Annotated in this window: 9 protein-coding genes and 1 pseudogene; 5 read left to right on the forward strand and 5 right to left on the reverse strand. The window is 67.9% G+C overall.

Annotated features, from left to right (window positions below):
• Positions 1-50: 50 nt before the first annotated feature.
• A complete protein-coding gene (gene rpmJ / locus NC7_RS11935; protein WP_011207363.1) occupies positions 51-164 on the reverse strand; it encodes a 50S ribosomal protein L36 in 114 nt (37 codons plus the stop codon).
• Between the two features lie 147 nt (positions 165-311).
• Positions 312-533: a translation initiation factor IF-1 gene (infA, locus tag NC7_RS11940; RefSeq protein ID WP_003418601.1), complete on the reverse strand. Its 222-nt coding sequence runs from the start codon at positions 531-533 to the stop codon at positions 312-314.
• Positions 534-858: 325 nt separating this feature from the next.
• On the opposite strand from infA, the gene NC7_RS30140 reads away from it, so the two are divergent.
• Positions 859-3,996: a nucleotide-binding protein gene (locus NC7_RS30140; protein WP_236573266.1), complete on the forward strand. Its 3,138-nt coding sequence runs from the start codon at positions 859-861 to the stop codon at positions 3,994-3,996.
• 4 nt (positions 3,997-4,000) lie between these two features.
• Here NC7_RS30140 and NC7_RS11950 read toward each other — a convergent pair whose 3' ends face one another.
• Positions 4,001-4,501 carry a DUF4254 domain-containing protein gene (locus NC7_RS11950; RefSeq protein WP_067982071.1) on the reverse strand — a complete coding sequence of 167 codons (501 nt, stop codon included), beginning with the start codon at positions 4,499-4,501 and terminating at the stop codon, positions 4,001-4,003.
• A gap of 170 nt (positions 4,502-4,671) precedes the next feature.
• Here NC7_RS11950 and NC7_RS11955 point away from each other — a divergent pair, with 170 nt between their 5' ends.
• The 4 genes and pseudogenes from NC7_RS11955 to NC7_RS30635 form a co-directional block, all read left to right on the forward strand.
• Positions 4,672-5,484, forward strand: a complete 813-nt coding sequence (locus NC7_RS11955) for a GntR family transcriptional regulator (RefSeq protein ID WP_067982072.1) — start codon at positions 4,672-4,674, stop codon at positions 5,482-5,484.
• Complete coding sequence (locus NC7_RS11960; RefSeq protein ID WP_067982075.1) at positions 5,481-6,074, forward strand: GNAT family N-acetyltransferase; 594 nt, start codon at positions 5,481-5,483, stop codon at positions 6,072-6,074. The genes NC7_RS11955 and NC7_RS11960 overlap by 4 nt, the downstream gene beginning before the upstream one ends.
• 184 nt (positions 6,075-6,258) lie before the next feature.
• Positions 6,259-9,249, forward strand: a complete 2,991-nt coding sequence (locus tag NC7_RS11965) for a hypothetical protein (RefSeq protein ID WP_067982076.1) — start codon at positions 6,259-6,261, stop codon at positions 9,247-9,249.
• Between the two features lie 306 nt (positions 9,250-9,555).
• Positions 9,556-9,954 (forward strand): annotated as a pseudogene (locus NC7_RS30635) (WXG100-like domain-containing protein); the annotation flags it as partial.
• 42 nt (positions 9,955-9,996) lie between these two features.
• Here the strand turns inward: NC7_RS30635 and NC7_RS29050 are convergent.
• Positions 9,997-10,386 carry a hypothetical protein gene (locus NC7_RS29050; protein ID WP_157101949.1) on the reverse strand — a complete coding sequence of 130 codons (390 nt, stop codon included), beginning with the start codon at positions 10,384-10,386 and terminating at the stop codon, positions 9,997-9,999.
• A gap of 101 nt (positions 10,387-10,487) precedes the next feature.
• Positions 10,488-10,727: a hypothetical protein gene (locus NC7_RS29055; protein WP_157101950.1), complete on the reverse strand. Its 240-nt coding sequence runs from the start codon at positions 10,725-10,727 to the stop codon at positions 10,488-10,490.
• Between the last annotated feature and the right edge of the window lie 239 nt (positions 10,728-10,966).

Raw genomic sequence — 10,966 nt, forward strand, 5'->3', positions numbered from 1 at the left:
TCTTTTCGGTCAAGCCGATCAGACGATCGGTGCCCGGCGGTGCTGCTGGATCAGCCCTGACGCTGCTTGTGGCGCAGGTTGTCGCAGATCACCATGACCCGGCCGTGACGGCGGATCACCTTGCACTTCTCGCAGATCTTCTTGACGCTCGGCTGAACCTTCACGTCCGTCCAATCTTTTCTTGGTCCACAAGGGTCTGTGAACACAGTTTTTCCCCAGCCGACGACTGGGGAAGTCTTTGTACGCATTCCGACCTGGGCCGGAACACCGTGTGACGCCGCGTGCCCGAGGCGCGCGACGTCAGGCAGGCATCACTTGTAGCGGTAGACGATCCGGCCGCGGGACAGGTCGTACGGCGAGAGCTCCACGACCACGCGGTCTTCCGGAAGGATGCGAATGTAGTGCTGCCGCATCTTTCCGCTGATGTGCGCGAGAACCTTGTGACCGTTCTCGAGCTCGATCCGGAACATCGCATTGGGCAGCGGCTCGACAACTCGACCCTCGACCTCGATGGCCCCGTCTTTCTTCGCCATATCCTCCGCGATCCCGGTTATGCTCAACCTTGAGTGGATTACCTCGTAGCTGCTCACCCACAGGGCCCGACGAGACGTCGGTGTGCATGCGAACAGTCGGCGCCTGGGTGCACCGCCGCTCAAGCTTACCGGGCCGCGTCGCCTGAGGCAAAAAGACCCCGACGGTACACCCTGGAGTCGGCCTGCGGCGCACAATGGAGGTGTCGATCGCCTGCCTCGGTGAGGATGAGGCGCGCGCCACGCCGTTCGGGTTGTCGCGTAAACTCACGGCGTCGTAAGTAGTGGGTCGATCAGATCGGGGGACCCTGGTGAGCGGAGCGCACCGGTGAGCCGCAACAACGACAGCCTCCCCATGTTGCCGCCATGGCTGTCGGAAAGCGAAGTCACTCGAGTCGGGTACGAGGCACCGGTCGAGAACCTGCCCCAGGACGAGCCGATCGACGAGGCACCCAAGCGTCGCCGTTTCCTGCGCGGTGACGACAGCGCGCGCAAGGAGAAGAAGGGCGGTCGCCGCCGCAAGGAGCGCGAGCCCGAACAGACCGCACCCCCGGTCGACGCGCACCGGCCCGCCGACCCGCACGTTCCCCATGCCGCCGATCCGCGCCGCGCGAACCCGACAGCCCATGGCTCGTTCGTCGACCCGAATCCGCCGTCGACCGCGAACCCGCTGACACCGGCGCCGTCGAACGGGCCCGGACAAACGACATCGCCCACCGACACCTCCTGGCCGTCGTCGTCCGGTGTTCCCTGGCCACAGACTCAGGGCGTGGCACCGAACCCACTCGCTCCGCCGCCGCACTCCGGCACGGCCGACGACACCCGGCAAGCACCTCCCGGCGGCGCATGGCCGCAGGAGCACGGCCCGGCCGACCGACTCGCGCCGCCGCCCGGGCCGGAGGCGTTCTCGCCATGGAACTCCGGACAGCCCGCTCCCCCGGCACCCGCCACCGGGGGCCCGTCGACGCACATCAGTTCGCCCGCGCACCCGATGCCGAATGCGCCGGTGCCGCCCGCGCAGCCGGGGCCTGCCGATGCGTCGCGTCCTGCCCAGTCGGGACCTTCACTACCCGCCGCGCCAACGGAACAGGCCGCAGCGGCCCTTCCGACACGCACCCCGGCTCCCCCGTCGGAGGGCTTCACCCCGCTCGGGCCGACGAGCCAGCGCGGCCTGCCCGATCTCCCGCCGCCACCACCGCTGCCCGATCCCCCGGTGCGGGCGCCATCCCGCGAGGCACCCCCGCGTCTGCTCGCGCCGACGCCGCCGTCTCCCTCGGACCCGTTGGCGCACGCCGGCACGCCGTCACCGGCGGATCCGCAGGGCGCGGCGGTCGACCCGTTGTCGTCGGCCACACCGATCGAGGCACTCTCGACACCTTCGCGCGCGACGCCCGAGCCGGGCCCGGCCACGAGCGCTCCGGCAGATTCCGACATCCGCCCGCAAGCGCAGCAGCCCGATACCCATGCCGCTCCGCAAGCCGCCTCCACCTCTGCCTCCGCCCAGACCGGCTCGCGATCGTCCGCCTCCGCAGACTTCGCCGAATCCGCCGCGGATGGTGTCGGATCTTCGAGTGGTGGTGAGCGCGCGACGGGGAACACCGCACCAGGGTTGGCGCCCACAACTGCGGATGACGCAGTCGCACATCGGGTGTCCGAAGGGACCGACGCCGCTTCGCCCGAGCAGGCCGGGGTCACGCAAGTGTCGCCGAACAGCCCCGGTGATGTCGCGGCCTCGACGCCTGTTTCGCCCTACGCGTCCGGAGCGGTCCCACAGGGACCGGCTTTCTCCGCGTCGCAATACGATTCGATCCCCGGCGATCCGTCACACGGCGCCGCTCGGCACGCGCCTGATGCGCAGACCGAGATGTTCCGGGCCGACGACCCCCGACTGCAGGGTGTGCTGCCCGGTAGCGCGACCCCGGGTCCGTCGTCCGAAACCGGCTACCACTCCGGCGAATTCGTGCAGCCCGCACGGCCCGAGGGCACACCTCCACGGCATCAGCTCTCACCGGACGGGTTCGCCCAGCCCGCGATCCCCGACCCGACGACGCAGTCCGGCGCGACCGCGTACCCGGCACAGCGACCCGACAGCGGCGCCTACCCGCAGGCAGCCAACCTCGGTCCCGCGCAGTCGCTCCCGAGCGATGGGCTCCCCCAGTACCGCCCTGACGGCACCCTCGGCCGGCCGCCCACCGACGGCGCCTACCCGAGCAACACCGCCTACCCGAATGCCGCTCAGACCCAGCAGTATTCGCAGGGCGCCGCGCCGATGCCGCCCTATCAGGCGCCGGACGGTTCCCGAGCCCCCTACCCGGGCCCGGAAGTCCGACCCCAAGCGCCCGACGGCGCCTCGGCACAGCCGTACCAGTCGTCGCCTCAGCAGTTCCAGACGCCGGACGGCACCTGGGGCCGAGGCCCCGACGGCACCCCGTACCAGGCACCGAACACCGCTGCCCCGCAGCATGTTCAACGCCCCGATGGCGCACCCCAGTACCAGCAGCCCGCCTACGGCCAGCCCGGCTGGGGTAACCCGGGATACCAACCTCCGTCGCTGGACGACGTGCCGGTCAAGCGCGTGAAGAAGGCGCCGGGCAGCGGGTGGCGCAAGGCTGTGCACCATGTTTCCGGTGGCGCGATCAACCCGGGAATGTCGGCCGAGGAGCGGCGCCTACAGGAGCTGGTGGCGCGGATCCGGCAGCCGGTGCGTGGTGACTACCGGATCGCGGTGCTCTCGCTCAAGGGCGGCGTCGGCAAGACGACGACCACCACCGGACTCGGGTCGATCTTCGCGTCGATCCGTGGCGACCGGGTGATCGCCGTCGACGCCAATCCCGACTTCGGCACCCTGTCCCAGCGCGTGGCCATCCAGACCCGCTCGACCGTGCGCGACCTGCTGCTCGATCCGGCGATCGAACGCTACTCGGATGTGCGCAGGCACACCTCACAGAGTTCGAGCAGGCTGGAAGTGCTTGCCAGCGAGCGTGATCCGGCCGCTTCTGAGTCGTTCAACGACGAGGAGTACCGCGCCGTCGCCCGCATCCTGCAGCGGTTCTACAACATCATCCTCACCGACTGTGGCACCGGCCTGATGCATTCGGCGATGAACGGCGTTCTCGACCTGGCACATTCGCTGGTGCTGATCTCGTCGGCGGCCATCGACGGTGCCCGCAGCGCCGCCGCGACGCTGGACTGGCTGTCGCTGCACGGGCACGACCACCTGGTGCGCAACGCGGTGGTCGTCATCAACCTGCCGCGTGAGGGTTCGCCGAATGTCGGTGTGCAGCAACTGCGGGAGTACTTCCTGTCGCGGTGCCGCGCCGTGCACATCATCCCGTTCGACGAGCACCTGTCCGAGGGCGCCGAGATCGACCTGCACCGCCTGCACAAGTCGACCAAGCGCGCCTATGTGGAACTGGCCGCGACGGTCGCCGACGAGTTCGGCGCCGAACACAACCGCTACCGCTGAGCGGTCACCATTCGGGCAGCCGACGCCGCCCGGCGAGCACATCGCGCACCAGATCGTCGTAGGCGTCGGCCAATTCGGCCAGGTGGTGCCAGGCGCTGTGCAGCAGTTCGTCGTCGGCGTCCAGCGTCATCAGCGCGTGGTGTGCCCGCACCGAGGACTCGGCCAGCCGATCGATCACCGCGCCGATGGTTTCGGTGTGCAGCGTGGCGCCGAGGCGGTGTTGGGGCACGCCGCGCAGCACCCAGTCGTCGATGGCGAGCACCAGTTCGCTTCGGCGACAATCGATCTCACGCAGCACCACGGCGTCGGACTCGACCCGACCGCCCCGGCCGACCACTCGCTTCTCGTGCAGCACGGCCAGATCCCGCGCGAACCACAGCAGCGGACCGCCGACCACCCGATGCCCGCGACATGCCCGGACCAGTAGGTCGGAGAAGGGCAGTAAACCGGTGTCCGCCTGCGGACCTGCGGGGTCGACACATCGCAATGTGTCGGGGAAAGCCATTACAACCGTCGAACTCTCCGCACCAGCCACGTTGCCTCGCCGTCGTCGCCGCACAGCACCGGATCAGGACGTTCATTACAATAAACCTCGCAAGCTCACTGTCAAGCATTACTCGGCCGTAGGTAACCCAGACGAGTACACTTCGTTACCTGCACGACCTACCGAGGAGCATGATGGCGGACGGTCCGACCTATCTGCGGATCGCGAACCTCCTCCGCGAGGAGATCCGCGCGGGTACCTGGAAACCGGGCGACCGGCTGCCCAGTCATTCCGAGCTGGCTGAACAGATGCAGGTCTCGATCACCACCGCGCGCAACGCCATCCAGGTGCTCGTCGCCGAAAACCTGGTCTATACAGCGACTTCCCGCGGCACCATCGTTCGAAACCAGGAAGTGCTGGAATCCGTGGTCACCGACCACATCCGGCGCGACCGACCCAAGTCGGCGCACGACATCTTCGAGGAGATCGCGCGCGCCGCGAACCGGGAACCGTCCAAGGAATTCAGCACCAGGATGGAACCGGCCGACGAGCAGGTCGCGCACTGGCTCGGCGTCCCGGTCGACTCGTGGGTACTTGCCCGCACCGTCGTGCAGTACCTGGACAACGAGCCGTGGTCGTGGGAGCTGAGTTTCTACCCGCGCGACCTGGCCGAGTCGGCGGGCATCGATTCGCCGCACGACATCCCCGAAGGCACCACGCGCCGCCTGGCCGATCGCGGCCACGGCGAGACCGCACACCGCGACACCGTGCTAGCGCGCCCGGCGACCGCGGAAGAAGCCGCCGTGCTCGGCGTCGCCACCGGCACCATCCTGCTCGACCACCTGCGTATCGGCGCCAATCACGATCGGGTCACCCGCGCCACCCGGCACCGTTCCCTGGCCGGACGCAACCGGCTGGCCTACCAATTCGGCGACGCGACGGGTACCGACGTCATCGCCAGAACCCTCGGCATCGCGACCAGGCCTGCCGTGCCGTTGCCATGACGGTACGGATGCGCCGGGCCACACTGGGCGACCTGTCGCTGATCTGCCGACTGCGCGTACAACGCACAGCCTGGCTCACCGCGCGCGGTTCGGACCAGTGGACCGTCGCGGGCCGGGGCCGCCCGATCGAGATCTTCGCCGACGCTGTCGGGCGCGCGCTGGACGCGGGCCAGACCTGGATCGCCGAGGTCGACGACCTGCCCGCGGGCACGATCACCGTGAATCAGCGTTCCGACCCCGGCCTGTGGACGCGCTGGGAGCTGGCCGAGTCGGTGATCGTGCATTTCATGATCGTCGACCTGAACTTCGCCGGGCGCCACGTCGGTCACCACATGCTCGCGCACGCGGCCGCCCTCGCCGAACTCGACCGCCGCGCCTGGGTCCGCCTCGACGCCTGGACGACCAACCAGGACCTGCACGCCTACTACCGGCGAGCCGGATTCCGCCTGGCACGCATCGCACAGACGACGAACGGACCGTCGTGCGCCCTGTTCCAACGTCGAACCAGCGCGTGGACGATCCGCGCGGGCACCCGACCACCCATCTCCGCCACACCGCGTCGACTCTCGACCACTACGACCCTCGAGTGAGACCATCGACCCATCGGCTTGTCGCCCCCCCCGGAAGACAATGTGTTCGGCAATTGTTCACGCACGATCCACCTACCACAGTCCATGCGGCTGAGATATTCACCAGCACGGCCGCAGGTAGCATTCACATCAATCGGGGTCGGATGGTGGAGTGATCCGAGGTTTTCGAGGCGGGGGACTGGACTTGATCGAGACCGACGACGACTCGACTCTTCCCGTTCCCGAGATTCTGCTCGAGCGCGCGGCGGCCGCGCTCATCGATGCCGCGTCCGCAGCCGACGCAGATCCGGAGGTGGTGGACCGGGCGGTCGGCACGCTTGCCGAAAAGTTCCGTGGCGAGGTGACATTCGCGAAACCTCGGGTCGTCGGCGCCCCCGATCCGGAGCGCTACCTGTTGAGCATGGCGCGTGAAGGTCGCCCGCTCGAAATCGACACTCTGCCTACTACCGTGCGCGAAGCGGGCGACGTGTCGATGACCGGCCTGCAGGTAGTGCTCGTCGCCGATCTGTTGCGCGAGCTCGCGGCGCGTCTGCGGCCGGGAGCGGCGTTCGGCTCGAGCACCGGCGGTCTCGCGCTGGCCGCGAGAACCGACCAACTCGCCGACACCCTCACCAAGCTGACGCCGGTGCGCCGACCGCCCCCGCGCGCCTTCGACCCGGCGGAGCGTGCCGAATGGCTCACCCGCGCGATGTACGTGCCTCGACCCGACCTGCGCAACGCCGTTGTCGCTTTGCTCGATGTGTTGGGAGCAGCGCGACCGGCCGATCCGCCCCGGCCGTCGGACATTCTCGGATCGACAGCGGGTACGGCCGCGATGGCGACTTTGATACGGGCAGTGCACGGGCCGCCGGTATCAGTCGCCGTCGGCGCGGACGACCCGGGGCTGTTTCTCCGATCGGTCGCAGGCCGCCCGATCTTCGACGAGGCCAACGCCATGCGCGAGTTGTTGGCCGCCGAAGCCACCTCGTCGACCGCACCGCCGTTGGTCACCATCGACGCCACGACCGCGATGACTTCCGGCTTGCTGCTGAAAGAGCTCGTTTCGCGTCTACAGCCGGGCATCTCGTACGGGCTGCTGGCCATACGTTCGGATCTCGGCGTCGTCGCCGACGACCTCGCGGCCGAGCTGCTGGCGCAAACGTCTTTCGGCCGTCCGGCCTTCTACCCAGGTCCGACGCGAATGTGGATAACCGCGAGCGATCGGTTGCGCGCGGATGGCACCACACCCAATGTCATCGACCCGGTCGACCACCTCGCGCCCGCCGCCGAGCTACTCCTACCCACCGTCGCCCCCTCAAACGGCGAGACCTTCGACGAGTACAAACGGCTGCGCGCGGCGGTGCTCGAGCTGAGCCGGCTACTCGACGACGAAACCGCCGACGACGATCACTTCGCCCAGGCGGCGCATGATCTGCATGCCGCTCTAGGCGGTCTCGCAGACGATCAGCCCGACGATGTGGAGCAGTCGGCGGCCAATGTCGTGCACCAGCAGTGGCGCTCCGTCGAGCTTTCCCACGCGGAGGTCGTGATCGCCGCCGACTTGCTGGACGAGCTCGCCGCCCGAGTCACGCCAGGCGCGGCCTTCGGTCCGCGCGGCAACCCGGCCGCGCCGGGTGACATGTACACGGGAATGGCGGTCGCCCTGCGTGACCTGTCGGGTATGCGGCGACCGCCCGTCATCGCCGCCGCGGCGACAGCCACCCGGACCGTGCTCGGGCGGCTGCGCACCGCGGCGATCCATTGGCTCGACGTCGTCGCGGACGGCCGTGGCGGCTGGCGCATGCCCGAACACCCGGCTTGGCGCGGCGCGACCATCAACCTGTATCTGCTCGCGCGAGACCGGCCCGCGCGTACCGCGGCGCCCCTGGTCCGCGACCCAGCCCGGCACCTTCGCAGGCACTCGGGTGACGCGGATGAGGCGGCGATCGACCTCGCTGCCGAAGCAGCCGATATCGCCGCATTGTTGCGCGGTTCGAACGCAGGCTCCGACCTGATCGTTGTGCCCCACAACCTTGCCCCCTATGTCGGCACGGCGCTCGGCGAGCTCGCCACTCGCCTGAATCGTGGCGCGGCATTCGACCCGACCGATCGCGTCGAGCCCCTCGCGGCGATCGCGTCGAGCCTCGGACGGCGGATCCTCGCGCACGCCGTGGTCAGCTATTGCCGCAGCTGGGGTTGGGAAGACGAGTCGCCGGGACCGCGCGGTCGACTCACCGAATCCGAGGCCCGAGCGCGCGATGACGCCGGCCTGCCGTACAGCGTGATCCTCGGCGAGCCCCACCGCCCCGACACCATCATCGACGTGCGTTGGGACCTCGGAGAATTAGAGGTGACGAAGGTCGATGAGCAGGGACGACCGCGCCTGTGGTTCGAATTCCATCGCGAGAGTCCGGAGACCCTGTTCTTGGCTCGGGTGACCCAGTACCGGTTCGACGGCGACGACATCGACCCGAGCGGCGATGTCAGCGCCGATCAGGTAAGCATACGACCGGACGGCACTGTTACCAGGGTCACCGGACATACGGGCAAGTCCGTGTGGGAGGAAACGGTAGCGGAGAACGCCAGGTCGGAACGGCTTCGGCAACCGGTTCCCCAGTTCGGCGACTGGGAACCGCTGCGCGATCTGAACCCGCTCACCCGGCCGCGCCGGATTCGTCCGCAGGTTCACTACAGCCTGGCCTGGAGCTCGGCTCGAGCAATGCCGCGAGCCGTGATATCCGCCGATGAGGCCCGACAACGTGACGCGAATGGCGAGCGGTACTGCGTGATTCTCGGACAGCAAGACGATCCACGGGTACTGATCACGGTCTGCCGCAACGAGAACACCTTCGCCGTTCACCTCTTGGACGAGTCCAAGCGCGTCCGCACGATTCACACGTTCCGGTGGGTCGACGATCGCTTCCTACATCAAGCCCAGCAACGGCTCATCTACGCCGATACGCCGTCACGGGATCCGCTGGCGTATTCGCTCCTCGCAACCTTCGAGGTCAGTCTCGACGGCTTGGCGCGCGCCACTGTCGGCGAGCCGCATGGCCGCGGCCTCATCAGTGAACAGGTCGAATCGGTTGACCTCGCGCCGTTTTGGCGCCCACTGCCGGAGTTCGGTGCTTGGGAATGGACCACCGAGCTGAACCCGAGCCCAGAACACTGGCCCGAACAGGAGTTGGTTCCATAGTGTTCACCCGCCATTGTCATACGTTTCGGACGAATGACATGGCGTTGTAAAGCGATGCGCTGAGGCTGAATCTGTTGCGGCAGAGACCATTTCATGCCACCTCCGGGCTCACCGGAAGGCTGTTGCAGGGGACGGTGACGACGAGTCGGCGACGCGAATGTTGGCTTGTATCAGCTGTGGGGGGCACTGATGTCGAAGGCTGCCGACCGTTATCCGTGTTCGGGAATGGCGGGCGATGCGTGGAGTTCGCCTTTCGAGAGCCGGTAACCCGTTGTGGCCCTGTATTTCCCGTCGTGGCTCGAGCCGGTGGAATGGCTCGTCGGTGCTGATTGGCCGCACGGCAACGAAGACCTCATGTGGCAGATGGGCAAGGATCTCCAAGCCGCCGCCGACAGCGCCAAAGCCCTTGTCCCCGAACTCGAAGCCGTTGTCGGCACTGTCAACGCCGCCTACCCTCAGGGCCGCGGCGGCGAAGCCATCCTCGAATGGATCCTCCCCCTCATCAACGGTGAGGGCCCCGACAAGAACGGGTCACTGACCCAACTCGCCGACCACTGGGGCAAACTCGCCACCGCCGCCGACTCCGGTGGTGACCAGCTCCAAGCCGCCAAGCTCAACTTCTACATCGCGGGCGCCTGGTTGATGGCCGAGCTTGCCTGGGCCGCCGCCGCAGGACCTGGTGCGCCGCTGGCGCACGCCATTGTCATCGCGCACGCCCGAAAATTGTTCAGCTGGTTGGGTAACCGCCTAGCCAGAGGTATCGGTGGGGTCATCGCGGGCAACATCACCGAAGAAGTCATCGAACGCATCTCGGTCAAACTCGTCTACGAGATCCTCCAAGAAGCCTTCGTCGAAACCGGGCAAGGCACCAGCCAAGAACTCGCTGTCCAATACATCCAGAACAAGACCGGCCACATCAACGGCTATGACGGGGAAGCGGTCTGGCTCAACGCCAAGACGTCCTTCGTCGCCGGTGGCGTCGGCGGCGGCGTCGGGTTCGGTTTGGGACGGAAACTCCCCACTACCAACGGCGGCTGGGAAGGTGCCCGCAACGGCGCCCTCACCGGCGCCGGAGCAGGCGTCGCGGGCGCCACCGCCGCCTACTTCGCTGGCAGCGCCTTCGCTGGGAAATGGCAAGACTTCGACCCACGCTCGATCACCGGCGGCGCGGCCTCCGGCGCGGGACCGTCGGCCATCCACGGCGCCCGTGGACATACCGACCGCGCCGGGCCCATGAACTACGACCCCACATCCAGCCCCAACGGTGGCGAAAGCACCAGCGGCGACACAAGCACCGATGACAGCGACACCAACGGTGCAGGCAGCACAAACGGCGGCGCTACCAACGCCGACCCCGGCAACAGCAACAGATCGGAGACCACCCCGAGCAGCGGAGAGACGCACAGCTCCGACACCGCTGATGCCGACGCCATGTCACCCGCCAATCCGGCTGAATCAGTGGAGAACTCGGACAGCACACAACAAACCGCCCAACCCGCCGGACAACCGGGCGCAGCCACAGCGGAACTCAGCACCGACCCGACCTCCCAACAATTCCCGATCGACGCCGGACCCACCCCAACCCACTCCGATACCGCACAAGCCGACTCGACCTCGACCACCGGCCCCACGGCAACCAGCCCCCCTGCCGACACACCATCCCAACAGACCGCGACACCGGGCTCGAGCACTCCCGACGATGCGTCCGCGCAGTCGA

Origin of the sequence: Nocardia caishijiensis NBRC 108228, assembly GCF_001612825.1 — a bacterium.
Classification (GTDB): Bacteria; Actinomycetota; Actinomycetes; order Mycobacteriales; family Mycobacteriaceae; genus Nocardia; species Nocardia caishijiensis.